The sequence below is a fragment of the Peribacillus sp. NPDC046944 genome (genome assembly GCF_050272735.1).
Taxonomy (GTDB): Bacteria; Bacillota; Bacilli; order Bacillales; family DSM-1321; genus Peribacillus.
This window is the reverse complement of the sequence record NZ_JBNNML010000009.1, coordinates 27,826-54,737: the sequence shown is the minus strand read 5'-3', so window position 1 is coordinate 54,737 and position 26,912 is coordinate 27,826. Positions and strand designations below refer to the sequence as shown.

Annotated in this window: 25 protein-coding genes and 1 pseudogene; 18 read left to right on the top strand and 8 right to left on the bottom strand. The window is 31.9% G+C overall.

The window, feature by feature from the left end:
- Positions 1 to 54: 54 nt before the first annotated feature.
- On the bottom strand, positions 55 to 1,077 hold the full coding sequence (locus ACQKIC_RS16210) for an IS1595 family transposase (RefSeq protein ID WP_427591984.1): 1,023 nt from the start codon (positions 1,075 to 1,077) through the stop codon (positions 55 to 57).
- 198 nt (positions 1,078 to 1,275) lie between these two features.
- Between ACQKIC_RS16210 and ACQKIC_RS16205 the strand changes: the two genes are divergently transcribed.
- From ACQKIC_RS16205 to ACQKIC_RS16180, 6 genes are all read left to right on the top strand, one after another.
- Entirely contained in the window at positions 1,276 to 1,401 is a 126-nt protein-coding gene (locus tag ACQKIC_RS16205; RefSeq protein WP_427668696.1) for a hypothetical protein, read from the top strand.
- Between the two features lie 610 nt (positions 1,402 to 2,011).
- A complete protein-coding gene (locus tag ACQKIC_RS16200) occupies positions 2,012 to 2,767 on the top strand; it encodes a hypothetical protein (RefSeq protein ID WP_402991027.1) in 756 nt (251 codons plus the stop codon).
- Positions 2,764 to 3,471, top strand: a complete 708-nt coding sequence (locus ACQKIC_RS16195; protein WP_402991030.1) for an LAGLIDADG family homing endonuclease — start codon at positions 2,764 to 2,766, stop codon at positions 3,469 to 3,471. Before ACQKIC_RS16200 ends, ACQKIC_RS16195 begins: the two co-directional genes overlap by 4 nt.
- A 502-nt stretch (positions 3,472 to 3,973) precedes the next feature.
- Positions 3,974 to 5,149: a DUF3800 domain-containing protein gene (locus ACQKIC_RS16190; RefSeq protein ID WP_427591985.1), complete on the top strand. Its 1,176-nt coding sequence runs from the start codon at positions 3,974 to 3,976 to the stop codon at positions 5,147 to 5,149.
- A gap of 631 nt (positions 5,150 to 5,780) precedes the next feature.
- Positions 5,781 to 6,320: a hypothetical protein gene (locus ACQKIC_RS16185; RefSeq protein WP_427591986.1), complete on the top strand. Its 540-nt coding sequence runs from the start codon at positions 5,781 to 5,783 to the stop codon at positions 6,318 to 6,320.
- Positions 6,321 to 6,649: 329 nt separating this feature from the next.
- Positions 6,650 to 7,429: a hypothetical protein gene (locus ACQKIC_RS16180; protein WP_402991039.1), complete on the top strand. Its 780-nt coding sequence runs from the start codon at positions 6,650 to 6,652 to the stop codon at positions 7,427 to 7,429.
- Positions 7,430 to 7,526: 97 nt separating this feature from the next.
- On the opposite strand, the gene ACQKIC_RS16175 is transcribed toward ACQKIC_RS16180, so the two are convergent.
- The 4 genes from ACQKIC_RS16175 to ACQKIC_RS16160 form a co-directional block, all read right to left on the bottom strand.
- Positions 7,527 to 8,330, bottom strand: coding sequence for a hypothetical protein (locus tag ACQKIC_RS16175; protein WP_402991042.1), 804 nt, complete (start codon positions 8,328 to 8,330; stop codon positions 7,527 to 7,529).
- Between the two features lie 698 nt (positions 8,331 to 9,028).
- Complete coding sequence (locus tag ACQKIC_RS16170) at positions 9,029 to 9,589, bottom strand: hypothetical protein (protein ID WP_427591987.1); 561 nt, start codon at positions 9,587 to 9,589, stop codon at positions 9,029 to 9,031.
- A 780-nt stretch (positions 9,590 to 10,369) separates the two neighbouring features.
- Positions 10,370 to 11,176 (bottom strand): radical SAM protein, encoded by an 807-nt coding sequence (locus ACQKIC_RS16165; RefSeq protein ID WP_427591988.1) that lies wholly within the window; start codon positions 11,174 to 11,176, stop codon positions 10,370 to 10,372.
- Complete coding sequence (locus tag ACQKIC_RS16160; protein WP_427591989.1) at positions 11,177 to 11,965, bottom strand: hypothetical protein; 789 nt, start codon at positions 11,963 to 11,965, stop codon at positions 11,177 to 11,179. It lies immediately after the preceding gene.
- A gap of 838 nt (positions 11,966 to 12,803) precedes the next feature.
- On the opposite strand from ACQKIC_RS16160, the gene ACQKIC_RS16155 reads away from it, so the two are divergent.
- The 8 genes and pseudogenes from ACQKIC_RS16155 to ACQKIC_RS16120 all read left to right on the top strand — a co-directional run.
- Complete coding sequence (locus ACQKIC_RS16155) at positions 12,804 to 13,388, top strand: recombinase family protein (protein WP_427591990.1); 585 nt, start codon at positions 12,804 to 12,806, stop codon at positions 13,386 to 13,388.
- Positions 13,389 to 13,748: 360 nt separating this feature from the next.
- Positions 13,749 to 14,609: a hypothetical protein gene (locus ACQKIC_RS16150; RefSeq protein WP_427591991.1), complete on the top strand. Its 861-nt coding sequence runs from the start codon at positions 13,749 to 13,751 to the stop codon at positions 14,607 to 14,609.
- A gap of 99 nt (positions 14,610 to 14,708) precedes the next feature.
- Positions 14,709 to 15,068, top strand: coding sequence for a hypothetical protein (locus tag ACQKIC_RS16145; RefSeq protein ID WP_427591992.1), 360 nt, complete (start codon positions 14,709 to 14,711; stop codon positions 15,066 to 15,068).
- Positions 15,069 to 16,163: 1,095 nt separating this feature from the next.
- Positions 16,164 to 16,403 (top strand): hypothetical protein, encoded by a 240-nt coding sequence (locus ACQKIC_RS16140; protein ID WP_427591993.1) that lies wholly within the window; start codon positions 16,164 to 16,166, stop codon positions 16,401 to 16,403.
- 488 nt (positions 16,404 to 16,891) lie between these two features.
- A complete protein-coding gene (locus ACQKIC_RS16135; RefSeq protein ID WP_402991077.1) occupies positions 16,892 to 18,760 on the top strand; it encodes an NACHT domain-containing protein in 1,869 nt (622 codons plus the stop codon).
- Between the two features lie 257 nt (positions 18,761 to 19,017).
- Positions 19,018 to 20,058: a hypothetical protein gene (locus ACQKIC_RS16130; RefSeq protein WP_402991080.1), complete on the top strand. Its 1,041-nt coding sequence runs from the start codon at positions 19,018 to 19,020 to the stop codon at positions 20,056 to 20,058.
- A gap of 256 nt (positions 20,059 to 20,314) precedes the next feature.
- Complete coding sequence (locus tag ACQKIC_RS16125) at positions 20,315 to 21,028, top strand: GIY-YIG nuclease family protein (protein ID WP_402991083.1); 714 nt, start codon at positions 20,315 to 20,317, stop codon at positions 21,026 to 21,028.
- Between the two features lie 555 nt (positions 21,029 to 21,583).
- Positions 21,584 to 21,676, top strand: a pseudogene (locus ACQKIC_RS16120) (YneF family protein); the annotation flags it as partial.
- Positions 21,677 to 22,021: 345 nt separating this feature from the next.
- Here the strand turns inward: ACQKIC_RS16120 and ACQKIC_RS16115 are convergent.
- Positions 22,022 to 22,756 carry a glucose 1-dehydrogenase gene (locus ACQKIC_RS16115; protein WP_427591994.1) on the bottom strand — a complete coding sequence of 245 codons (735 nt, stop codon included), beginning with the start codon at positions 22,754 to 22,756 and terminating at the stop codon, positions 22,022 to 22,024.
- Positions 22,757 to 22,867: 111 nt separating this feature from the next.
- Here ACQKIC_RS16115 and ACQKIC_RS16110 point away from each other — a divergent pair, with 111 nt between their 5' ends.
- Positions 22,868 to 23,503: a TetR/AcrR family transcriptional regulator gene (locus ACQKIC_RS16110; RefSeq protein WP_402991959.1), complete on the top strand. Its 636-nt coding sequence runs from the start codon at positions 22,868 to 22,870 to the stop codon at positions 23,501 to 23,503.
- Positions 23,504 to 23,603: 100 nt separating this feature from the next.
- Here the strand turns inward: ACQKIC_RS16110 and ACQKIC_RS16105 are convergent, their stop codons facing one another.
- On the bottom strand, positions 23,604 to 24,359 hold the full coding sequence (locus ACQKIC_RS16105) for a polysaccharide deacetylase family protein (RefSeq protein ID WP_402956503.1): 756 nt from the start codon (positions 24,357 to 24,359) through the stop codon (positions 23,604 to 23,606).
- Between the two features lie 158 nt (positions 24,360 to 24,517).
- A complete protein-coding gene (locus ACQKIC_RS16100; RefSeq protein ID WP_402875367.1) occupies positions 24,518 to 24,685 on the bottom strand; it encodes a Spo0E family sporulation regulatory protein-aspartic acid phosphatase in 168 nt (55 codons plus the stop codon).
- Between the two features lie 238 nt (positions 24,686 to 24,923).
- On the opposite strand from ACQKIC_RS16100, the gene ACQKIC_RS16095 reads away from it, so the two are divergent.
- From ACQKIC_RS16095 to ACQKIC_RS16085, 3 genes are all read left to right on the top strand, one after another.
- On the top strand, positions 24,924 to 25,631 hold the full coding sequence (locus tag ACQKIC_RS16095; protein ID WP_402875369.1) for a cytochrome c biogenesis CcdA family protein: 708 nt from the start codon (positions 24,924 to 24,926) through the stop codon (positions 25,629 to 25,631).
- Positions 25,632 to 25,820: 189 nt separating this feature from the next.
- Positions 25,821 to 26,180 (top strand): response regulator, encoded by a 360-nt coding sequence (locus ACQKIC_RS16090; protein ID WP_427591995.1) that lies wholly within the window; start codon positions 25,821 to 25,823, stop codon positions 26,178 to 26,180.
- A 113-nt stretch (positions 26,181 to 26,293) separates the two neighbouring features.
- Complete coding sequence (locus ACQKIC_RS16085; RefSeq protein WP_402875374.1) at positions 26,294 to 26,770, top strand: CcdC family protein; 477 nt, start codon at positions 26,294 to 26,296, stop codon at positions 26,768 to 26,770.
- Positions 26,771 to 26,912: the final 142 nt, after the last annotated feature.

The window sequence follows — 26,912 nt, the reverse complement described above, 5'->3', positions numbered from 1 at the left end:
CAGCTCATTTTTATGTGCATTTTTTATTTCCTAAAAAACGAATAATATTGGCACTTAGAATGCATAGTCTCTCAGTCTTAACTTATCTGCGGTTTCCCATGTTCCATGAACACTTGCCAAGATAAGCATTTGCTTTTTCTTGCTCAAATCGCTTTCTATTTTTCTATTGTCGAGGAATTGAAACCACACTAAATAAAGTTGTAAATACTTCGTAGAAACACCATTAAAACGACTTATCCATTTCTTTAAACGGGAATGGTAATTATTAATATTATTGAGGTGGTAGATGCCTCTCTTTACATACTCTTTCTTACTGCCGTTTATGATGACGTGCTCGACATCATTATTAGTCGTATAAGATTTGTAAGAATTGTGAGCATCGGAAATAAGCACCGTATCATTCTTAAAATGCGATGTAAGGGTGGTATCAATTTGTTCCATTAGAATTCTACCTGAACCGACTCGCTTTGAAAGGGTTGTTTTGTTTCGGTCTCTAGCGACTAAGACACAGACTTGTTCATTGGAGATACCTCTTTTGGTAGCAGGACCGCCACGTTTTCTTGGTTTACGATTCGGAATAACTCTTCGTCCTTTATGGCTTTCTAAGAAGTATGTTTCATCTACTTCTACCAGTCCTTCAAATATACCAATACTTTCTTTTGCGAGAGCAGACAACACTTTATGCCTCCAGTAAAAAGCCGTTACGTGAGTGATACCAATTTTTAAAGCTGTTTCACGAAGTGTTAGACCATTCAACATACACTCAATAAATGGAATCCATTTTTCTGCCTTTTTCGAACGATACATAGGGGAATTGGTCAAATCACTGCTTAATTTATGACAGTCTTTGCACTTATAACGTTGGCGACCGTCTCGTTTCCCGTAACGAACCACTGATGTACCTCCACAATGCCGACAATGAAAACCATGAGAAAACTTTCTCTCTCTCAATTCACCAATTAAAGCTCCTTGTTGGGAAGCCGAAACCGAGAAATGGCGAGTTAGATAATCTAAAATGGATTCTTTGTCCCTATCGTTTAAAGAAGAAATATCAGCCAGTATGTTCGTTAAAGTCATTTGGATTGCCCCTTTTGTAATTTATACGGTCAGGATACCACAAAAGATGATGATTTATTCAAAATCAACCAATAACTTTAACATAGCCTAAAGTTTTTATGCACACATATTATTCTGGAGAAGGTAACTGGACTGTTAGGCTTAGTCTGCATTGTTATAATGTGGAAGTAGAATATATTCTGATATTTGATGGGGGGGATGGAGGAAATTTATACAGTTTATTCTTCTGATACAACAGGACCTGTACTAGACAGTATATCTGTTGAAAATTCTAGTGTAATAATTGGTTGTAATGTAACAGTTGCGGTTGATGCCAAGAGATAAAATTAGAATATAAAAATCCGAATGGTTATTATGACTAATCAGCAACAAATATTGGTTATAATCAATATCAATTAAAAATTCCCGACTTTATAAAGTCAGGAGATAGATTTTTAGGGACTTTCGAGTTAGCGTCTATCACTATGGTTGATTATAATCATAAAACGACAGCCTTTTATGAATATAGTTACAACAGTAAAAGAGACTTAAGTGATGGTGACTTTATTGTAAAACGGAAAAGGATTGAGGATATATTATCAAATATGACAATCTGTGTGTATTAAGTGAGTTCATAGTAGGTCAACACTTGCAATACAGCTTGAAAAATAACCGACACGAGACGAAGGCTGAGTTAAATTAACATTGAAAAAATATAAATAAAATTAATACTGCTAAATATATTGCAATAATTTTGTTTAAGGGGCTTTTAAGAGTGTTTGATAAGAGGAAATATTAAAAAGTAATAAAAATCATTGTTATTGCAATGGTTTTGTTTAAGGTGGAATATTCACTCTAATCAAAAAAATTAACTTGCAATGAAATATAATAGATAGTAGGATAATAATTATGCAAGGAATATTATTCCTTATTAATCATTTATTGGAGGTGAATTATGTTTATAGCTTACACAGATGCTTCGGTGAAAAACAATAAAGCTTCTCTGGCATTTTTCATCGTGTTTGAAGATAAGAGCATAATTAGAAAAAGGATTCTAGTAAATGAAACAAAAAGCAGTGTGGCAGAAGCAATGGCTTTTAATGAGTTACTTTCCTTTCTTAACTATTACGGTATGAAAAAAGGTTTAGTGTTTTTTGATGCAGAGAATATCATGATTCAGTTAAAGCATGTTAGCGGCAAAAAACAAAATAAGACAATTACAAATAACTCAATAGACATTCTGGAAAAGTTACAAATCATTACACAATTAATACCTCGAAAATTAAATGTTGCTCATAAAATATGTTATGCAGATAACTTTCAGCCATCAAGTAATGTTTCCTCAATAAATCGTTCATTCTATAGTGCAGTACCGAATTATCCTGAATATTACATGAAGCTATCTGTATTAAGTGAGTACAGACAGATATATGAAAAACAATCAGCAACTTTATATGAAGCACAAATGAAGTTGAACAAGATAATTTGGCTTGCTGAGATGGTTGAGGTAGTTGGTGATTTAAGAATTTACGAGATATATGATAAAAGGATAACTGTTTATTCAGACATTATTATAAATATTAACAGATGCAATTATATACGAGTTAGTAATTACTGGAAAATGATAAGAAAAAGAAAAAAGCTAAAGAAAATTTTAAATTCAGATAAAAGTAGTGGCAAAAATAAGATTAATGAAGAGTTCGAGGAATGAGAAAACATTTCTTTAATGAGCATTTCTTCGCAGATATCGATAATGAAAGAAAAGCTTATTGGCTTGGATTTATAGCTGCTGATGGTTCTGTTACTAAAACAAGTAAATGGAATTCTTATAGACTGCAAATTAATCTTAAATATACTGATAGAGCTCATTTAGAGTTGTTTAGAAAACACATTGAGGCTCACAGTACCCAAATATATGAATTTGAAAACGATTCTTCTAACCGGGGGTTTGGCAAGTGTCGAATAGCAAGGTTTGTATTAAATTCACAAATATTATACGAAGACCTTGTTAAGCTAAATATTATATTGAATAAGACCAATAATCTTGCAATGCCTTTTATAAGAGAAGACTTAATACGTCACTTTCTCAGGGGTTACATAGACGGAGATGGTTCTTTTTCATATACACGCAGAAAAGAAGACCTTAATAGATTTAGATATTCTTTTGAGATAGTTGGAAATTCAAAAGAGATTTTAGAACAATTCATTGATTACTTTGAAAGGCACCAAATTAAAGTAAGTATGTACCAAAGAAAGGGTGGTAAAAGTTTTAGATTAATGACAGGTTCGGGTCCTGAAATTAAAAAAATCTCAAGATTAATTTACCATAACTCATCAGTTTATTTAGAAAGAAAGTTTTTAAAAGTGCAGGAGATAGAAAGGTTAGTGGTAGATAAGACAAATTGGAATTTATAGAAAATTTGTTAACTCGAAACAGACACGATATTTAATAGATGGGGAGAGTTTGCAAAACACTTTATAACTAGCGGAGGTGACGCTTTTAAGCTTCAACGGCTTGCTAGGTCATTGCAACATTAGATGTTACTTTAAATTATGTAAACTTGCAAAGGGCTTAAAGGAAGTTTGAACAACATAGTATTTTAACAAGTTATTCAAGTATCCCTAGAATGAATAGAGAAAGAAGAGGGTAAGTGTAAATTCTAGTAATTATCTATAGTAATAATGTTGAAGGGTGTAGTGTAACGCTACACCCTTCAACATTATTCATTTTGCAATCTTGCGCAATGGTGTACCCCGTATAGCAATACTAGAAGGTATTTGGGAAGGTTTTACTAATTTAATAGTGTGGTTCTTGAAATTCTGATAGCCGAAAAGAGTAATTAAGTAACAAATACATTAAGTTTTCGGAAGAATATGGTAAAATAGTTTCAAAAGAGGTGCATTGGAGGGATTAATATTGGAGGAGCAAAATGGAATTATAAATGTAGAAGGAACTGAAAATGAAGAAGAGGCGAAAATTCTTAAAAGAGAACTTAAACGACATAATGATAGGAAATTGTTACAAATTAAAGTTCAAAGTGGTGATTTAGATACCAAGTTATCGAAAGTGGCATATGTACTGAACCTTTATCCTGAAACAAGGAACTCTGATATTACCCTACAATTAAAATATTGGGAAGAGTTTCAAGGATACAAACAGGGTGATATAGTTCATCCTGAGAAAATGTATGAACTTGAGAGGTTAACATCTATTGCAAGAGCAAGAGCAAAGATTGTAAACGAGTATAAACTTTACCTCCCAACATCTGAGAAGATAAAAAGATATAGACAAGATAAGGAAGAGATTGAAAAGGAAAAAGCACTTGCAACAAAACCTGCAGTTCCATCGCTTTATGTATATGCTGATGAAAGTGGAAAAACTGGCAGTGAATCATTTGCTATTGTAGGAAGTCTTTGGATACCTGATACAACACGAGCAAGAAAACTTAACTCTCACTTAAAAGAATGGGTAAGGGCTAAGGTAGAGGACGGAATTCGAATACCAAAGGAATTCCATTTCACAGAGATGAAGAAAATGCAACTTGATATATATAAAGAATTCTTTAATGAAGTACTTTCTCAATCAGATGTATTTAGTTTCAAAGTGGTAGCCGCTAACAAGAGTAAAATTAGGGAGAAGAGTTTGGATGAGATTATCTTCTCACTGTATTATCAAATCATTCATTTAGGAATTGAGCATGAAACTAGTACAGGAAGAATGGGTTTACCTAGAGATGTATACTATTATAAGGACGAAGATGAAGGAACAGATAAACTGAGAATGACAGAGTTAAGGCAACTACTAATGGAGAGATTCAAGATTTACTTTGAAGATAGCTTGAAACTTTCTGATTTTAATTCCCTTCCATCAAGTTCTTTTTTCCTCGTTCAGGTGGCTGATTTGATTACTGGAAGTGTATCTCGAGTAATGAACCGTAAAGTGGATGGGGCTAGGAACTATAAAGATGAATTTGCTGAATTTGTTTTAAGTGAATTGGACATCAATTACATAAGATACAAAGCTGAAAATGTTGATGATAACTTTAAGGTAAGTATTGAGCAAGATAGGGCATATGTCTATGTTTTTGATTAATTAAATATAATTTTTCTGCTTTGGAGAGCTAGAGTGTTACTTTCTAACATCTTATACCATGAAAGACTGTTAGCACCTTAATACACACTAACAAGGTGTGAAAAGTATTCGACACGAGACCGATATTTTGATGTTTTGTTGCCAATAGAAAACAATAATTCGCAGTATTAATAATACAAATCTCGATACACTCCTATTTTTTGTCTAGATTGCATCCCTACTAGTGGAAGATAAGAAGGTAAAACAGGTAGTGAAAATCAAGGATACCCGTGAATAGAGTATCCTTTTCGAAATATGGTTAATAAATGTAATTCGAATAAAAACTATTTAATTACGAAATGAAATGTGTTATAATATTGGATATAAATAATATTGAAAATACATAGAGCATTAATCAAATAAACTATGAAGGAGTTGAACTACATGCAACCGCCTCATTAGGAGGCACACTTATATATTCTGTAATCCTATGAAGTATTCATAGGAAAAAAGGCTAATTCATGCCTATAATCGACAGGGATAAGTGTGTTTTCTAAAGGGGGGACTGCATGTAGTTCGCTCCTTTTTGCGTTGTCTAGGAACGGCTATAGAAAAATAATAGCCGTGCTGGCTTAAAACGTAGGAGAACATGATGTATAAGAAAACAGAGGTAAAGTTTAATGAAGTACCAAACATGATTGAAAGTTTAAAAGGAGTAAGTGGACTTTACATTTTCCATACTCATAGACATTTTTGGTACGTTGGTAAAGCTGAGTGCTTTAGGCATAGATTTGTTAATGGATATCTTAAAGGCAAGAATGCAAAACAATATGTTACTGAAGGACTTCAAGAGAGAATAGGGCTAGGTTTAGAATTATCGGTGGTATTTGTGGAAATACCGAAAGAACTCATAGAAAGTGAGGAGGCTAGGGTTATAGGCAAATTGTGTCCTTGGTTTAATAAGACACACAACCCACGGGATTCAATTAGAGGTATCCAAAGCCAAATGGGTGAAATTGTTCAATATAGCCAACGTGAATGGTCATATGAAGAGATAAAAAAACACCTCTTTTATTACTATAGCGGACAAATAGCAACCAAAAGAATTGAAGAAGCCTTGGCAAATAAGGATGGGAATCTTTCAAAATATTGCGGAAAAGTACGTGCACGAGAAATATTGAAACCGAAATAGGGCTCAGAATATATAATTTTCGGTAAAAAGCAGGTGGGGTTTTGGATGATTGTTCTAAACCGCACCTGAAAATAAGGTGTCTAGTATTTAAACAACACCTAAAAAACAGGTTACCCCCTATCCTTAGAAACATCAGTATTTCTCAGAGGAATTGGATGATTTCAGAGGGGGAATAGATAGAAGATAAATAGATAAAAGATACTATAATAGATAGAAATGTAGGGGCGCAAGTCGGCAAAGCCTCCTTTTGCACCCCTCAAACAAGCCTCTCTGAAACGCCTTTAATGGTGGGAAGATTAAAAAACAAAATTAGAAGGAGCATGATAATAGTGAGTACAGAAACAAAATCAAATTCGAAACAAGAAGAAGATAAAGAATCTTTTATCAAGATTTCCAAATCACTCATAGAAACTAAGAGTCTAGGCAAGAATGGTGTATTAGATGTTTATCATTTAACAATCATTAAAACGTTGGCGAATAACTTTCAAAAAGCAGCTTATACTGGAGTTAATCATATGATGAGATTCATTGGTATGAGTACGGAACAAAGTACAACAAAGGAAAGAACAAAAGAATCCCTACTCAGATTGCAAGAGATGGGACACATAGGGATTTACAAAGATATAGCAATGGATTGTATGGTAAATGACTTAAAACCTTCAAATAATTACTTTTTCAAACCAACAGGTAAGGACGAAGAATATAATTTTGCTAAGGTGTTTTACAAAGATATTCAAAAGATTGTTGGAATGAAAAGCGATTATAAACCAAAGATATTTGCAACTTATCTTAATATCATAGGTTTTCTATTTTATGGTGTAAGCAACGTTCCAATTTCTTTTATTAAAATTGATACAATTGTAAAAGATACAGGAATAAACAGAAAGTCTGTTATAGAATATCTTAAAGCGATGTTTGAAGAGGAAATCCTGTACTGTGTACATTTCCAAATCAATAATTCAGTGACAAAGAACTACTACACAAGATGGGTGCATAAAGAACAAACTGCTGTATGGGCACTACCCAATGCAGAGTTCCATTACAAGACTGATAGAAAAAAATTTAAAGGTGGAGCGGCTGGAGTATCTGATGAAAGAGGAGTCTCTTAATTGAGACTCCCTTCATTTTATTGGAGTGATAAATTGGACATGAAGTAATAATCATCACTTGAGTCAGAACTACAAGCCCAGCATGGTACAGTGTTCATCAAACAACTATAGCACCAGTCTGGATAAAGAATGGTCTAAATACTCCTTCTATCAAACTATCGAGAGTTATACCACAAATATCAGCTAAATCCCTAATATTACTTTCATTAAAGATAAGTTTATCTCTATATGAGGTTATGTTAAGATTTCGTTGATTAATTACGCCAATTAACTTTTCTGTTGATTCGTTGTTATTATGAACAATATTATTTCTAAAATCAATCCAATGATGTATTTTTTGAAAATCAGAAGTTCCGACTAATACAGGAATCGAGTTTGTAATCAGTGTCTTTTCAAAATACTTTAGATATTTTACTATTCCTTTATCACGTTTACAAACAACTTCAACCTTTGGAAGGTGAGTATCAATTTCTATTAATTTTTTGTAAAGAGAATGCAAAGTTGACTCAAATAAACTTAGAAATTGAACGATTGTTCCTAATGAAAATAAGTTCTTTTCTAATTCTAAATCATCGTAATAAACCTTCTTATGTTCTAAAAGTCTGAAAGCTGCAACTCTATATGATTCTGCAGTTTCTTCATCTTCTTCAGACTCAAACGATGTATATATTCTAGAACTTGAATCGGAATAACTGTCTTCATAATTCTGTTCTTGTTCGGTAATTGTACTATACAATTTTATTGTTGCTCTTAATAAAGCTAATGATTCTTCATAATAAGAATATATACACGTATACAGTCCAGAGTAAAGTGCTCGCCCTCTAATATTTTGGTTCATTTCGAAGCTCATAGATAGAATAGAATAATAAAATCTTCTGTTTGGTAATTCATGCATTTCCATATAACTCATTCCTTTAATTAAAAATGAAATCAAATCAAATAACAGTTTTACTTTAAAGTAAAACTACCACAAATTAACATATTTGTTAAGGGGGTGTAGTAAAGGAGTAGAGGTTATTTAGTTAACCAAAACAATGCAATTTAGCTTGTTATAGCATTCTTTAATTTATAACCGTAAATAATGGAGTTTCCAAGTTCTTATTTTGTCTTTTACAAATTAAACTCCAGAATGAGTCATTTTACGAGTTTAGTGAGTCGTTTAGGCACAAAGTCAAAGACGTTCATAAAGGTTCGTAGTGTTAATTAAGAGGTCTTTAGTTAAGTGAATTAGGATTGAATCTGAGGTATAACCCTTGTTAGTGTCTGGTGATGCAGAAGCTACTCTCTTTCATAATAAGCAATCGGTCAGTTTTCGACACGAAACAATTAACAGCTATCTATTAGTGTGGTCGAGTTATTAAACATATAGTAATAAATTGATGAAGTCCGAAAAGAGTATCTATAAAAGGGTGTAACTTGTCAAATAACAAAGGCGGAATTCATGATATCTTTACACAAACTAATAAAACTGTGATTTTATTGTTTGTTACAAAAGGCTCTATCGTTTGTGAAGTAATGAATTTATAGCTACGGACTCATATAAAAACCTGTAAAAAATACAAAATCATTTTTACAGGTTTTTATGAATCTTAATATTCATTAGATATCATAAGGATTATTTACGGTAGGGACCTCTACTATGTCCTTATACCCAATCTTTTCGTTTACATCCTTAACAAATCTTCTGATGTCTTCCATGCTGATTTTACTTAAAAGAAACACAGCAGTATGCTCCTCACCAGCTTTATTGATAAAATCAATTGATAAAAAGTTTTGAATCTCTTCTGTTTGTTTAGTGCCAATACCAGATATTCCACCTACAACAGCAGCAAGCGGACCTAATAAAAGTCCACCCACAACGGCTCTTTTGATGACTGACTTTTGTTTATCAACTAGTTGGAATTCAGATAAATGTTGAACCCTTTTAACTTGTTCTAATGAAAGACGGTGGGTGTTGTTAATTAAAAGATGGTCATTTTTTGTTCCGATATGGGCATTGATTCCTTCTTGGAGATTAGGGATACCAGCAATGTGTGTCATAGATAGCACTTGACTACTATATCCTTGAGCATGCATTAATCCATTACCAATGGCAGATGTAATGAGATACAGAACTAAAAAGATACCCGCTAATCCAAGCATAATCCAAAAGAGTGTCATTTCCTATTCCCGCCCTTTATTTTGGCTTATATTTCCACCTATTATTGTAAGGTATGAATTGAAAAAGGGAAATAGATATTATTAGATACTGTCTTTCTTTTTATGTTTTCTTTTCTCAAATTGACAAAAATATTTAAAGGCTTGAGAATTATTTTACTTAAACAAATAGGTGCGTTTCTGTAATAAGACAGGAATGCTTTTTTGTATTGTGCTAACGGCAGTGGTATAAAGCACACACACTCATAGACGCTCAGAATGGCTAGTAGTGGTATTTTTTTAAGAGGTCTACTCTACTTTCACTCTCCTTCTTTATATTCGGTTAGTCTAGGACTAAATTTATGGACTATATGAAACCCTGTAGAGGAGTTCTGAGTTAGTTGTTGTAATGATACAGAAACCACACTCATCCACAAACAAACATTCGTTAATTTTCCGACACGACTCAAGTAATTGATATGATTTAGTGTAATAAAGCGATAAAACATATAGTAATAAACTGATGCAGTTCGACAATGGTAACCGATAGCGATCCTATTAGAGAGATATCAATGGAATAGATATCTCTGCTTTATCATGTTGTTTTCGGTAAGCTATATGCAAATCTAGAGCGTGCCTTAAGTTTACAACCGATAAGCATTACCATGTTGTAAATCTGAAGTTATTGTTCTAATTAATTTACAACATGTAAATAAAGTCTTTTATTCTAATTTTACAATATGCTAACTTTGATTCATCAGATAAATATAGTAAGAAAAATTACCGATGTGATAAGGTTTATAATTATTTATAACGCTGTTTTATTTTAGGATTAATCAAAGTATCTTTTGAAAGCACATTTTTTGTATCTTCTTCATTAAAAATAGACCCTAAAGGAAGGTATTTGCCATTAATATTGTTTGTGTATAAGTTTCCTTCCTCATCACAAAATATATAACCATCCACTCTATTGGCATATCTATTTTTTTCTATAATTAAATCTGTTTTTGATGTATTTAAAAATTTTAAGGTTTGTTCAAAATCACTATCTGATATTCTGTATATATCTTCGAATTTCTTTGCGGAAGACAAAGGGAAAAATTGGTATATACTCCAACGTTTTATATTTTTAAGAGTGGTTATATATTCAAAAATATCAGGTATAGAATTTATATTCTGTGCAGTTAATATAGTATTAACTTTAATGTCGATATTGTACTTTTCTAATTGCTGTAATGTATGATTAAGTTTTTGAAAAAGGCGGCGAGAATCTCTAAATAGATTATAATCATCGCCAATAGCATCTATTGAAACACCTAACAAATCAATATTTTCTTCAATGAATTTAAAGTCAGATTCATTAATACTTAACGTATTAGTATCAACATGAGTAATAAGATGATTTTGATGTGCGATTTTACATGCTTCACGAAAATCCCTTTTACTAAATGAATCTCCACCACCAAATGTAATGATGTCGAATCCTAATTGAATTGCTTGTTCTACTATTGGTATAGTTTTATCTTCAATTTTTTTATGATGAAAATTTATATAACAGAATTTACAGTTTAAATTACAACTTTGATTGTATGTAAGGATTAGTCTTTTCAACTAAACACCTCCTAAATCTGCTTCTACATCTTCAATCGATTTGCTATTATTCCAACAGTAATCAAAATGACTTTTCATTGTTTTATAGTTACTACTAGCACTATCGAATTCAATTGCTACAAAATTGTTTTCTAAACGTTCAGAAGTTTTCCCTAAATGATAAGGGTCGTATATCATATAATCGTTCGTAAAGAAAAGTGTATTGTAAACTTGGTCAGTAAATCGAATTTCTAAAGTTTCATACTTTGATACAAGAACCTTTAAATCTTCAAAATTTAATTTTCTGTCCACTCCAGTAGAATTATTTAAGTTATTTCGTACAATTTTATTTTCACATTCTGGATGTATTAAAAGTACTTTGAAAGAAGTACTTTTATCTAACTGTGTTTTAACTTCTTTCCAATGTCTATCTGTTGAAGCATCTATATATGAGCGACCTGTTTCAGCTAATAAATACATATAGGATGCTTCACTAATAGCAATTTGAGTATTTTCATTTCGCTCTTTTTTAGAATTACGGTCATACATGAAATAAATATTGTTAACGCCATTTTTTTCTAAATTTTCGTATAGGGTTTCTACTTTTTTTGCTTTTTTTAGTAAAGGATTGATTCCTTTTACTTTTAAAATGATTTCTAGAATTATAGCAATTATTGCAGTAGCTACGGCACTTTTAAACATATCATTTCCTAGAAATATATTTAAAACTAAAGCAGCTAAAGTAAATAGGATTATTTCTAAAGTAGTATTGGTTAAGTAAAATTTGCTAGCTTTCTCTTGATTACCCAAATTTAACACCTCTCATTACATTTTATTCATTATTTTAAAACAGTATTTAAAATAATTCTATGGTTCTTTAAAAATATTAGTTGTAATGTAGTAAGGTCTCCGAGCCAAGTTCGTGAATATGTAATACTCCCTAGTTGGGATAATCGATAAATAAATTTGGAGCAGAAACTCTTGAAAGCCTTGTCGCTTTGAGGTTCGGCATAATGCTACGCGAATCGTAAGTAGACAAACTACGCACGTAGTAATACAAGTACTGGAGTTTCTGGACGCGGATTTGAATCTTTCCTAGGATGTACTAAAAGAAGCAAACGATTCAGTTTCCTTTTTGTGCTTATTCAATTAACAGTTTTAAGTATGTATGCTAAGAGAGTCAACTTACTCTACAGAATTCTTTCGCATTCTTGAGGGGGATTTTAAAAATCGACTCTAAAGATACGGACAATTAGCTATGATTAAAATAGAGTCATGCGTTGAGACGAGCGGTGAGTGTCCATTCAAATTTTTATATTGTAATCAATATGGGGCAGAATCATAGTAGGGAAACCATTACAAAAAGGGAAAGTCAAATAGTTAGAAGTGCTATAAGCACAAGTGAAATAGGTTTAAGGTGGCATCCAAATCATTTGAATGTCTTTTTTGATTGTTTTTATAATTTGCAATGGGTATCTGTAAAGGATAATCAACGTTATCGTTAGACTGTACTTATACGATAACATTCGTGGTCGTTTTACAATTTCAGTACTGGCAAGGGTTTTCGTATATTCATTTTGTTACCGTTTGACTGTTATCGAATTAATAGGTATTATTATTCTATAAATTGGTAACGGAGGTAGTTGCAATGAGTAAAAAAGCATACATAAGAGTATCATCTGAAAAACAGAATAATGCTCGTCAACGCAAGGCATTAAAAGCAGAAGGATGTAAAGTGTTCTATGAAGAGAAATTGAGCGGCAAAAACACAGAACGTCCAGAATTACAGCGCATGTTAAGTGAATTAGAAGAAGGTGATGTTGTATTAGTACATGAGATATCACGTTTATCCCGCTCAGTAAAAGACTTGCTGACTATAGTTGAGAGTATCAAAGAAAAAGGAGCATCTCTCAAGTCGCTCAATGAATCATGGTTAGACACTACAAGTGATAATCCAATGAATGAATTCCTGCTTAATATATTTGGCAGCTTAGCACAATTAGAACGTGGATTAACATTACAGCGGCAGCGAGAAGGTATTGAGATTGCAAAGAGAGAAGGTAAGTTTAAAGGACGAAAGCTTGAGGTTACATTAGATGGGAAGAAGTCTGAGAAAGCAAAGCAAGCTATTGAATGGCATAAAGAAGGTAAGTCAGTTCGCTATATATGTAAGACCTTGTCAATTGGAACTGGAACACTCTATCGATTGTTGGAGCGTGAGGGTTTGCGGTAATCTAATTAAAACTGTATTAAATGGTACTGTAAATTGATGTTGATACGATTAAGGAAAGATAATTGTAAGACACTGAGTTAGCAAAGTGATAGTATTGTCTAATCTTGGTTTATTGCGTTATACATTTCAGGACCTATTCTTTGAGTAGGAAAAAGTAAGGGGGGTATTTTCCACATTATCAGTCTCTGTATTAACAGGATTAGTACATAGTAGGTATAGGCACACGCCAAGAATACTTCAATTCGTTAATCAATTAATGAACGGTGGCTGTATTAACTAGGATAATAATGATATATTATTTTATGTGGATAATATTTACAATGGAAGTGATACAGACTTTCTTTAAGGGGGAGCAACAACTTGTCAACGTTATCTGGTCCAAGGCTAAAAACTATAAAGAGACTTTTTGCATTATCAAGAAATAAATGTGCATTTCCAAGTTGCAACAGAAACTTAGTAACTGAAGATGGTAAAGTGGTAGGTAAAATATGCCACATAAAAGCACGAAGTAAAGGTGGACCTCGATACGATTCATCACAAAGTGATGAAGAGAGACATGGCTTTGATAATCTAATAATCATGTGTCCAATTCATCACGATGTCATTGATAGTGATGAAAAGTCTTATACAGTAGAGAGGTTAGAAGAAATAAAAAAACAGCAAAAATCAAGAGAAGAAGGTTATAATGGTAATTTAGATGAAGTTGCTAATTCGTTATTGCTTAATATGAAAATAGAAAATAATGTAAAATACATGTATGAATTAAATAATAATGGACAGCTTGCCAATGTAATTGTGAACAATAACTATATAAATATACCAAATAAAAGTGTTAGAGTTTCGGCTCGTATATTATTAATAAATATTACAAGAATAATGAATGAACTTAAAGCAAGAAATGAATATGTAGGTATTGAAATGTCTCAAATTCAATCTTTACCTAATTTCAAAGATTATTATGAAAGTATTTCCGATTATTTAAGTATGGAAGATTCCACTAATTTATTAGAATTTTTTAATAGCGTTGCCTTAAATAATGAACATATAATTGCTATTAATGATTATTACGAGAAAAAAGGTTTTACATATGGGATGCTAATAATGCATGCGGGTTTACGTAGTTTACAGAAAACTTATGAAAGTTTAATAATTAGTGTATTAGATATAGATTTGAACTCTTTGATTCAGCAATTAAATATTCTTGCTGAAATCAGTGAATAGACGATGTACTTTGTCTTTTGGTAAAAAATGTATAGTCTAACTCTTATCTAACTTTAAGGAAGCTATTATTTCATCTAAAAAACATAGGTGGTTAGTAATTTGAAAATAGAAATGCCGGAATGGAAACATTATTTTGTGGATTTGTATTTTAAAAGGGTTGAGATTCTTTTAAACACAGACAACGCCATGGAAGTATGTGAAATTCCATATGAAAAGTATATGCATTCATTTAAAGAAAACCCTGACATTATAGAATTTGAATGCTTGAAGGGAAATATTAGTAAAAACTTATTAAAAACTCTATTTGTAAGTAAAACTCATTGTCTTATTGGGACAATGGTAGATGGAAAGCAAATTATACTTATTAGTTTTTGTGAAAATTTGAAAAATGATTCTGAATTATGTTTTTTAAGATTTAAAATTTTTGATATATGTTTAAAAGAAATATGTGTTCCATAAATAGGGAAATTGTGTATACATAAGATAAGGAATAATAATATTATTTAAATGAATGGTATAAAAACTTTGGGTATAATTTAGTTAACGACATTAACAATCGTGAATGCAATTCATAATCACTAAAAACAATAAAAACTTTGATATATCAACATTCTTAAACAATCGATGATGGGTGGAGGCTTTACAATCGATATTCCGAACGCCATTGCTGCATGTGGCTGTTATATGAAATAAAGTAAGTAATAAACCTTATTACAAAAAAGAAAGACAGTGAGCAATTAAAAGGCTCACTGTCTTTTGTTTATTATATAACTAATTAAAATATCGATTTTATTAATGAAGATATCGAGATTATTAAGCAATGTTGTTTGTTACGAAGTGCAAACTGTGTTATCCTCAGAGAACATTAAGAGAGACACAGAGCGTTCTTGTGTGTGGGTTTGCCATATTAATCACGGATATTATTAGAATTTTCTTAAAACATTGATAGAATAGCTAGTGACCTGGTACAGACACACATCTATAAAGAGGAATTGAAACAATCAATGATTAAGCAAGATAACATAAATACACCAGCTGCAAAAGATTCAGTATTGCAAGCAATTGAAAAAGGAATAGATTCATTATGTGAGACGCAACAAATTGCTTTACCTTTATAAATTATTAAAAATACAATCGAGCGGGATGATGTGGATATCACTTGATGAAGAAAAGCATAAAAAAGAATAGTTTGTAAATTTAATTATGTGAAAATGGAGAATGTACCTAGTAATTATAATAGGCTATGTTAAAGGGAACGGTTGATTTAAAAATGCACAAAAAATGAGCTGGAAAATGTATCTCCAAGCTCATTGTATTTTGATGTCCGTTTTTTAATAAAGCACCTTTAGCTTAAGTATACTTCTTCACAATAGAATCGAACTGTGCATTAAAATTCTGAACTGACTATTTCATTTCCACATTTCTTGCATCGAATTGATACAATTTTATCTTCATTTTCACCGATTCCGTCACCATTAACAACTGCTATATCTCATATCTTTCATTTCTTCATCAAATTCTATGACTGCAATCTCTCCTTCGAAGCGGGAGACAATGCGTGAACAAGTATTTCGAGATATGAATAAGATTTTGGATAAGGTTAAATATTTCGAAGAAATAGAACGCAAAAGAGATAAGAATTTCTCAACAATTGTATTATTAGATAATTTAGGAGTAGTATGGGATGCTGAGTTCTTAGACTTTTTTTTGCATGAATTTAATTATGAGGAAAGCTGGATTACTTATCGGGCAATTTTTAAAGTTGAAATAAGAATTAGGAAAAAAATCAATTAGGCTTTTATTTGCTGGATTGGGGTGTTCTGCTCCCTCAAAATGTTAAATATCCTATACCGTGTGAAAAATCTTATAAATGTGTCTAATGACATATTTTTCTCGTGTGCTTTTATGTGGATTTTAATATTTAAATTTGAATATTTGCATTCCACAAAAAGGGTATAATAATAAAATATAACTATTATATAAGAGTTATATAAATTACTTTAATAACGTATAAGTGAATTTGATTATTTTCTTTAATCCGTTTAACATATAAAAATCCAAGGAGAAAAATAAATTAAAGCAAAAAATGAAATTTAATAATCTTTGTCTTGTAGGTGTCATTCTCTATATAGGTAATTCTCTATTATATCAAGTAACTGACAACCAACTTGCGGCAAAATCTTTCACTTATCAATTTCAACACTGAATGGAAACTAAAAGGAATATTGTTTGTGAAAATATAACTCTTTAATAGGACTAAGAGGAATTATAGGGGGAAATAAGTGGAGATAGGTGTAGATTTAAATAAAATTGTAGTAAACCTTGTTGAAAAAAATGTTGATAAAATAACAAAAGGATTGGGAAAAATGGGTGCTGACCAATTAAAAAAGTTGAAAATTAAAACAGGGTTAGCATTTGAAAATTATCTTTCCGCGGCAACAAAGAAATATAGTTATACCAAAACTATATTTTATAGAGACAAAAACGTACCCTTATATGATTTTTATATTAATATGAATTTGAAATATAAGAATACAGTTATTGATACAAGTGATGTAAATAACATAATAAACAAAAATAATTTCGTCACAATTTATGGAAGTGGTGGAATCGGGAAGTCTACCTTAATTAAGCATTTCTTTATAAACAGTATTATTAATACTAATTATATTCCCATATTTGTAGAATTAAAAATGTTAAATGACAAAGAAATTTCATTAGTTGAATGCATTTATTTATCTTTAAGTAATTTGAAATTCGATTTAGAAATGAGTTACCTTGAAAAATCATTAAATAGCGGTAGATATTTAATATTGTTAGATGGTTTTGATGAAGTATTAGATAGTAAGCGAGAAAAACTCATACAGGAAATTGTTGCTTTAACAGATTCGTATGATGATAATCATTTTATACTATCCTCACGAAGGAGTGATACCTTATTTAATGGTTGGAATAATTCAATTAATTTTGATTTAGTCCCTCTTGATAAAGAAAAAGCAATTACTCTAATAGAGAAATTGAATTATCCATCTGAGATTAAAGGGAAATTTTTATACGAATTGGAGCATAATCTATTTGACCTACACAAATCATTTTGTTCAAATCCTCTTTTGTTAAACTTAATGTTTCTAACTTATGAAGAATTTGCTGATGTTCCAGAAAAAGTACATTTATTTTATGCAAATGCTTTTACTGTTTTATATTCTAAACATGACGCAACAAAATCATTCAAAAGGCAACATAAAACAAATAAAGATATAGGTTACGATGAGTTTGTTAAGATATTATATGCGTTATCAGCATTAAGCTATATGGATTCAACTACAACCTTTAATTATTCTACATTAGAAAAATATATCAATTACTCTAAAAGAATTACAAAAATAAATAACTTTGAGACGGAAGACTTTATAGCGGATATCGTAGAATCTGTATGTCTTTTTTATCTAGAGGGGCTAAAATATAATTTTCAGCATAGGACTTTTCAGGAATTTTTTACAGCAAAATTTATATTGAATCTTCCAGATAAAGAAATGTATGGAATACTCTCTAGGTTAATTGAAAAGCGATTTGATTCACTTGAAACTGACAATGTCTTAAATTTAATTGTAGAAATGGAAAAAGAAAAGTTCGAAAAGGTATTTTTAATACCTAAACTGAAAGAAATAGTCAATAGCCTTCAGGGACAAAATGAAGATATAACCCATTTTAATTTTCTTTCAACTAACTTCAATTCTTATCAGATAGATAGGAGTATTTTGGGCGTTAATGAATATTATCAAGAGTTAGGAGATTGTATATCGTTTACCACAGTTAAAAGTGGTAGCCGCAAATATTATATACAATTTATATACTATATTGTAATGAAATATAAAAACATTTATCCGTGTATTGAAAAACCTGTACATAATTTTGATTATAGAAGAATTGATATAATTAAAAAGTATGGATGTTTAAATAATTTTACTGGAGAAATTATTGTTGAATTTAATAAAGTACCTGATAATGTAGAGTTGATGAGGGACCTAATGGAACATTCTCAAATTTATATTATGCACTACAAATTTGTAGAAAAGCTATTGAAAACACTTGAGAAGAAACATGAAGAAAAAGATAATATTCTGGGTGAGTTATTTGGAATTGAAGTATAAAAGGTATTATTCTGTTGGCTTATGTTAACTTATATCTTCTATTTAGATGTAAGTTAACATAACAAAGATGCTAAAAATGGGTTGCTAATCATACCTAATCATGTTGCTTAATTTGATAAGGGATATAACCATTTTGATGCTGATGGACAACATTTTATTTCAAAATGAATAGGTAAAATTTAATCAGGAGATTACCCAGTAATTAAATTTGAAAGAAGTTTCATTGCGTAGTGGGGGATTGAAGGGGAGTTGAAATAGTGGGATGGGGAATTATGACCAATTATGCTTCACGCTCTGAGTCTTTTTGGATAAAAGAAACATACCAGTATCTAATTGATGCTGGAAAGACAAAGAATGGTGAAGATATAATAAAGAAGTATAAATGTTTATTCTCTAACCTGGATTGTTTTGTAATCAGTCATGGAGATGAAGACCACATTGGATTAGCAAATACTATAATCGAAGAATTAGAACCAGATTTTGTAATATTATCACCACTCGTATATATAGTAGAGAAACTTCGCTTTACGTTTAATGATGTTAATTTGAGATTTCCAATGTTATTTGAAGGAAGTTATAGATGGATTGAAACAAATGAAGATAATATTTTCCGAGTTTATAGCGTAAAAGCCCCAGCAAACATTTTGTATCCGTGGGATATGGACTTTAAGGGAAAAGGGATTTTCGAATTTGAGACATTTCCAACCAAGTCAGCAAATAAGACTACAATATTAATAAACGACTTTATTTCTAAAATTAGTTCATATACCCCTTCGACTTCCTCTTGGTTAAAAGCTATTAATACTCATAAGCTAATCAAGGATTTACGTACTGGGAAGCTATTGGATAGAAAAAAATACAAGTTAAGTAAATCTGATTATTCAGAAATGTGGGATGAAATTGAAAGTGCAATTATAAGAAAGTTAAAAAATGAAATGAGTCTAATTTGCCGAGTTGGTTCAACTTTTTTTACAGGGGATGCAACAAGAAACCAATTGAGGGATATTGAAGATACATTAATTAATCAAAGTGAATTACTAGATTATAGGATTGCTTTGAAAATTAATCACCATGGAAGTGTAAATCCTAAGTATAAATACTTTGACTTTTATAAAAAAATGAAACCAAAGCAGCTTCTGTTAAAAAGAGATTTTCAAATTCAAGGCAGTAAAACTTTAAAACCAAATTTTATTGCATATGTAAACGATTTAAAATCAATTGTACCTAAGAATGGATTTATTGATTCAAAAAAAGCTGAAGATAAGAACAGAGCATACCAAAAATTTAATACTTTTTAGTTATTTATCTGCAAATTGTTTGATATGAGATTTGTATAAAAAATGAAAATTAGCCAGTGAGTTAAATAAAAGCTCACTGGTTTTCTGTAAAACCACAGACTTAGAGCAATTTTTCGGTCACTAACCCGGTCACTAATAAACAGGTAAATACTGTATTAGGATTAATTGGTAAAAGCTAAAGATGTTTTTAAGTTGAAAACGTATTTTTAACACTTACTTTTAGTGAAAATGAAGAAAAATTGGAGGTACGATATATTTGAAGGAATATATTGAATATCAATATAAAAATTTACCACTTACACCAAAAGTTTGTAAACATCTAATTTTAGAATTATTTATTGGAAGATTAGAAATGAGGCAGACGATTCAAAATGAGGTTACAAAGACTCATTTAGACAGAGGCGGAAAGGATACCATTGCAGGGGATAAGTCAAGAATTATAAAAAAAGCCTTGGAAATACTAAAAAAAGAAGGATTAGCAGATAACCCTTCTTATGGATATTGGGTAATTTCTGATAGTAGTTTTAAAGTTAGTGAAGAAACTGATGTTACTGTCCCTATTCGTGATAATATTAAAAATCATCATACAGAAAGTAGTGAAGAGACAAAAGACGACTATGAAGCAGATATAGTGTTGGGAGAAGGTACTAGTGCTGTCTACTTATACTATTTACCGAGTTATCAATTAAATCGGCAAAAGGATACGTGGGCATGTAAAATTGGAAAAACCGATAGAGACCCTTTACAAAGGATACTTTCGCAAGCTTCTACAGCATTGCCAGAAAAACCCAAAATAGCAGTAATTATAAAAACAAATAATTCACTTGTTTTGGAGCAAGCTGTTCATAATATACTTACTTATAGAAACAAAAAGATTGGGACAGCACTTGGTAAGGAATGGTTTGATACTAACCCTGATGAGTTTCTTAAAATTGTACAATTCATAGAACAATCAACATTACTTTTTTAAACAATGCCTAAAAGCTTAACGTACTTCACCCAGTAACAGCCCTTCAAAAGTTTGGGAATGTTCTAAGAATAGGTTTGATGCATAAGAGGTAACTTAATATTAGAACTACCGCTACATACAACAAAGCCATCCTCTTCCATGCTTATGTAATTTGAGCGATAGAGACCCTCAATGATACCTGCATAATTAAAATTCACCTATTGGGGTATTGCATCGCGCCTTACTTATTCTATAGCCGACGAATTAATAATAACGATATTATTAAGTTGCTAGAGGTAGTACAATTAAAAGAGTATCGGTAAAACTACGTATTCTCCTGTAAAAGTAATCATCATCCCGACAAACGTAGAAGTGATGATTGCCTATTGAACTGCTGAAATTCCTGTATTGGATTTCAGCCTTCTCAATAACTATAGATTTTTGAAAAGTGAGGAATGATTAACCTGACTTTCACAATAGAATGCATCTGAATAGACTTTTAAAACTAATTATGGTATATTTTTCTTCAACAGAATAGGTGCGAATATAGAATAGTAAAACGTTGATATAACAGGGCTTTTCATGATGATGATGCAAATGGGTATGAAACCGTCCCAAAAGAAAATTAATCAAATGATGAGTGCTATGAATAAACAACAAACCAAATAAATAGCATGAAAATCGCTATGCACTAATTTTTAATCGATTGATTATGGCTATTATAGGATGAGCAAATCATAAAATGCATTACAGAGTAATCTTTCATCATAAATTTTTGTTTGCTTTATCTTTCATCACGATCCGAAACCTCTTTCTCTGACGAATTCTACCAGAGAAGGGGGTTTTTTGCGTGAAGAAGAATCAGTTATAAGGGCCAGGACGGAAAAAATTGATATTTAAGTATACAGAAAGGAAAGAGGAGATAGAAGGGATCCCATTCAAATGGCCATTAAATGAAAAATAGGTTGCCCCAAGATAAAAGGGGGCAACCTGTGTTGTATGTGTCATTTTATATTATTGTGCAGTTAATCCGCCGTCAATTACGAATTCAGCTCCTGTAGAATAGCTTGATTCTTCGGAAGCTAGGAAAAGAACGAGATTGGAGACTTCTTCTGGCTGTGCCACGCGTTTAAGAGGAATATGTTTGGCAAATTCTTTGATGACTTCAACAGCATCGCCTTGGGTTACCATTGGTGTTTCAATCACACCTGGGTGTACTGAATTCACGCGGATTCCATAACGTGAAAAATCAATTGCGGCTGCTTTTGTCATTCCGCGAACGGCAAATTTTGTATCCGTATAACCAATTGCACCAGCCACTAGCCCGTTCATTGAAGAAATATTGACGATTGATCCGTTTTCAGTTTTCTTCATGGATGAAACAACGGTTTTCATTCCTAAAAATACGGATACTTGGTTAATTTTTACGATTTTAAGGTACTGATCTAAGGTTGTATCTTCAATGGATTTATTAAGGCTTATTCCTGCATTGTTTACTAAAATGTTTACTGGGCCAAATGTGTTTTCAGTCTCGGTAACGACAGTCTGCCAATCGGCTTCGCTAGAAACGTCTTGTTTAATAAATATGGCGTTTTCGCCTAGTTCTTTCGCTAGGGCTGCTCCGGCTTCTTCATTTAAGTCGGTTAAAACAACTTTTGCGCCTTCTTCAACAAATTTACGCGCATGAGTCGCACCCATACCGGCTGCTGCGCCAGTGATAATCGCTACTTTATTTAATAACCTTTCCATAAATAACACCTCATTATTATTTTTTTGATAGTTGAACTATCATTTTATGCATTTTTATTTTATACTATTTAACAGAATATATCAAGCAATAGGAGAAAGGACCGATGAATCGTGAGTTCAAATACTAGAGAAAAAAATAAAAAGCATCGGACAGAACAAATAATCCTTGCAGCGGAGGAATTATTTTCAGAAAAAGGATTATATGATGTACAGATGCAAGATGTCGCTACAAAGGCAAATGTCGGTATAGCCACCTTATTTCGTTACTTTCCTAAAAAAGAAAATTTAATCGTTGAGGTTGCTGTATTCATTTTAAGTGATTTCCAAGACGACCTAAAAAAGATTGCTGATTCAGAAAAGAACGCATACGAAAAATTTGAAGAGTTATTCGAATATTTTTTAGAGATCGCGAATGGACCAGCTAGAAAAGTCACCTTATTTCGTGAGGCTTTTGAAAGCTATTCCTCATATAAAAACGAGCCTCTAGAAAATATTGAATCCTATATCGACATACAAAAAGAGTTATCACGTGAAATTTTCAAAATCATAAAGCAAGGGGTTGAAGATGACTCTCTCCGTTCGGATATAAATATGGAGCTAGCTCTTCAAACAATAACAAATTGTTTTAGCATATTTTCAACGAGAATCACTTTACATGAAAAGGTAGCTATACCATCTTCGGGAATTACCCCCATTGATCAACAACAGTTTTTAAAAGAGATGTTCCTCCACTATATAAGGGCTTAAAGTGATTGAAACATCCTGACTGATACTGGGGTGACATATCGATTGGATTAGAGTGGCCTATTACTAGTGTTGACCGAATAAATAAAACGTATTATATTTCCTATTTCAATGGGAAAACCCTGAAAAATTCAGGTAAGGTAAGGTTTGAACGATACAATAATTCGGATACGGTTACACATTCATACCCATTTTTATAAAGATAAGCTAGTGTTGTTTCTAAAGCACGAACTGTTTGGGGGCGGTCACTCCAATCATGAAGTAAAATGATATCTCCGGGTCGCAAGGATTTAATGATGTGGTTTGATATTTTATTGGCTGGAGGCCTAGCCCAGTCTTTTGGGTCCTGATGCCAAGACCAGAGTACCACTTTAAATCCTTTATTAACCGCAGTATTGATGATTGTGTCATTATGGAAACCACCTACAGGACGATAAAGAGAGGGTTTATATTGTGCAAGGTCCCATATAATCTTATCCGTATCATCTAATTCCGATGATAGTCTATGAGCAGTTATATTCCTATCATATGGATGAGTATAAGTATGGTTGGCAATTTCATGACCTTCCTTAATCTCTCTTTTTAAAACATCGGGGTTGCTCTTCACTTTATTACCCGCTACGAAGAAAGTAGCTTTTGCGTTATATTTTGCTAAAAGATCCAGGATCTGAGGAGTATAGTCTGGATGGGGCCCATCATCAAATGTAATGGCAACAATTTTTTCTTGAGTATTCACTTCCCAAATAACATTTCCTGTTTTTTCGTAAACGGCTCTGCTGTCTGTTGCTGCCTGGGACTCATTATAGGAGGCAGGAAACAAAATAATGAGGGATAGGGCAATAAATAAAGTTTTCACAATAGTTTCCTCCAGGAAATACGGTTATACATGTTATTATGCGGAGTTTGTCTTTATTTATTAATGATTAGGAATGAGAAGAAGAGAGGTAAGCAATAAGTGCACGTCATTGAGGAATGAAGATGAATATACGTCATATACTGAAACCAGTATCACTTTAGTCAAGTACCCGTTTTATAATGTTTTTCATGATAGATGTTGAGTAATTGGTCAAGCTGTTGACTAAGTTCGATGGCAAGATGTGAACTTAACCCATTTCGCTCCACTATAGTAATAAGTTCACTTCGTTTTAATTCGATTTGTTCAAGACATTCATTACTTTTTAACATAGCTATTCCTTTCTAATCCGAATGCATTGGCGTTTTTTTAGATTTGTTGTAAAATATGTATGAATATAACAATTATAAAGCCTTGATGAATTGTTATCAAATAAGTTTTTCACTTATGGGTAAAGATCATTTTAATTAGCTTTTTCAGGTGTCACGAAAAATTATCAATTCCAAAAATGTATTTTTTTATCTAATTTGATACAATGTTTATAGGTTGTCTTACATAGGAGTGGAAGTCTTGGATGAAATTAATATTTTCTTAGCATTTGGAGCTGGATTTTTGAGCTTTATTTCTCCATGCTGCTTGCCGTTATATCCTGCTTTTTTATCATACATCACAGGTATGAGCGTGGGAGAAATCAAGTCGGATAATACTATGCTGCAAAAAAGAAGCATGTTGCATACGTTGTTCTTTTTGCTAGGTTTCTCGTTGGTATTTATAGCGCTAGGATTCGGTACTACATATTTAGGTTCTTTCTTTTCGGATTATAAAGAGTTAATTCGTCAAATTGGTGCCATCTTAATAGTCCTTTTTGGGTTATTCATAGTGGGAATCTTCCAACCGAAGTCCTTAATGAAGGATAGCCGGTTTGAATTTAAGAACAGGCCTGGTGGTTACTTGGGATCGATTCTTATTGGTCTTGCTTTTGCAGCTGGGTGGACGCCATGTGCGGGTCCCCTTTTAGGTACTGTCATGACGCTAGGGGTAACAAATCCTAGTGCCGCTATGAACTATATGATTGCTTATGTATTAGGATTTGCCATCCCATTCTTTGTTTTATCCTTTTTTGTAGGGAAATTAAAATGGATAAAAACCTACAGTCAGTACATTATGAAAATTGGCGGTTATTTAATGATTGTTATGGGGATTATCTTATTTTTTGATTGGATGACTAAAATCATTGCCGTTTTAACTACACTATTCGGTGGGTTTATTGGATTTTAGTGCATTTTCATGTAAAAAAATATATTTTTTGAATTGTATAGGCTTTTCATTGAGTCTTTGGTCTCTTTTTTTATTCCTTTAGTTATAAAATTCGTTGATTTTAGGACTTAAGTTAGATATTCTAGGAATATATAACTTTGAATATCTTTTATTTGTTCTGCTTGTTGTTTGAAATGAGGAGGAGCGGCTATGGCCCAATTATTAGTAGTTGATGATGCTAAATTTATGAGAATGACACTTTCAAATATATTGACTAAAGCAGGCCATGAAGTGGTTGGTGAAGGTGAAAATGGAAAAGAGGCGATTGATCTATATCGAAGACTGAATCCCGATTTAGTCATAATGGATATAACAATGCCGATAATGAGCGGGCTTGATGCAGTTAAGGAAATAAAAAAGGAGTTTTCCTCTGCAATGGTTATTATGTGCTCAGCTATGGGGCAGCAAAAAATGGTTGTGGAAGCCATTGAGGCTGGAGCAAAGGACTTTATTGTAAAGCCTTTTGATGAGAATCGAGTCTTGGATGCCGTTAATAGGGTATTGGATTAAATACTCGCCTTGTTAATCTGATTTAGGTACTATATACTTTGTTTAAGGTTATAATTATTATATAGTTTTCTTAGTGTGTACCTACTTACTATTAGCTAAAAAGGATGAGTTAAATGATATATATAACAACAGGAATGGCTATTTTGATGGCTTTAGTTGTTTTTAAGTTGCGTATGAAGGAAACGGAAAGACCGGTGAATGCGAAAAAGATTATACTACCGCCTCTTTTCATGAGTACAGGAGCTTTGATGTTTCTTTTTCCGATGTTTCAAGTAACACGTTCTGAACTTTTAGAAGCTCTTATAGCTGGTATGTTATTTTCTATCTTATTAATCAAGACTTCGAAATTCGAAGTGCGTGATGAACAAATATATATCCAGCGTTCCAAAGCATTTATTTTTATTTTAATCGGTATTATGGTAATTCGTTTGGTAGCTAAATTGATTTTGGGAAGCACGATTGAAATTGGAGTGCTTGGTGGGATGTTTTTCCTTCTTGCTTTCGGTATGATTGTTCCTTGGCGAGTTGTGATGCTTTACCAATATAAAAAAGTCAAAGCAGCTTCTTTTAGTGAAGGTAAGATGATTTGACTTTTACCCAGTGAAAACCGCATGTTGACACATGTGGTTTTTTTGTTTGGTAAAAACACTTAGTTGTTCTATTCAAAATTAGGTTAGAGGAGAAATTCATTAAAAATCATAGTAATTTCATGCGAATTATATTATATTAATA

Bases quoted from the DNA above. Each gene is read 5' to 3' on its own strand.
- ACQKIC_RS16210 (WP_427591984.1), bottom strand. From the start codon at position 1,077: ATGACTTTAACGAACATACTGGCTGATATTTCTTCTTTAAACGATAGG.
- ACQKIC_RS16205 (WP_427668696.1), top strand. From the start codon at position 1,276: ATGGAGGAAATTTATACAGTTTATTCTTCTGATACAACAGGACCTGTA.
- ACQKIC_RS16200 (WP_402991027.1), top strand. From the start codon at position 2,012: ATGTTTATAGCTTACACAGATGCTTCGGTGAAAAACAATAAAGCTTCT.
- ACQKIC_RS16195 (WP_402991030.1), top strand. From the start codon at position 2,764: ATGAGAAAACATTTCTTTAATGAGCATTTCTTCGCAGATATCGATAAT.
- ACQKIC_RS16185 (WP_427591986.1), top strand. From the start codon at position 5,781: ATGTATAAGAAAACAGAGGTAAAGTTTAATGAAGTACCAAACATGATT.
- ACQKIC_RS16175 (WP_402991042.1), bottom strand. From the start codon at position 8,330: ATGGAAATGCATGAATTACCAAACAGAAGATTTTATTATTCTATTCTA.
- ACQKIC_RS16170 (WP_427591987.1), bottom strand. From the start codon at position 9,589: ATGACACTCTTTTGGATTATGCTTGGATTAGCGGGTATCTTTTTAGTT.
- ACQKIC_RS16155 (WP_427591990.1), top strand. From the start codon at position 12,804: ATGAGTAAAAAAGCATACATAAGAGTATCATCTGAAAAACAGAATAAT.
- ACQKIC_RS16140 (WP_427591993.1), top strand. From the start codon at position 16,164: ATGCGTGAACAAGTATTTCGAGATATGAATAAGATTTTGGATAAGGTT.
- ACQKIC_RS16115 (WP_427591994.1), bottom strand. From the start codon at position 22,756: ATGGAAAGGTTATTAAATAAAGTAGCGATTATCACTGGCGCAGCAGCC.
- ACQKIC_RS16100 (WP_402875367.1), bottom strand. From the start codon at position 24,685: ATGTTAAAAAGTAATGAATGTCTTGAACAAATCGAATTAAAACGAAGT.
- ACQKIC_RS16090 (WP_427591995.1), top strand. From the start codon at position 25,821: ATGGCCCAATTATTAGTAGTTGATGATGCTAAATTTATGAGAATGACA.
- ACQKIC_RS16085 (WP_402875374.1), top strand. From the start codon at position 26,294: ATGATATATATAACAACAGGAATGGCTATTTTGATGGCTTTAGTTGTT.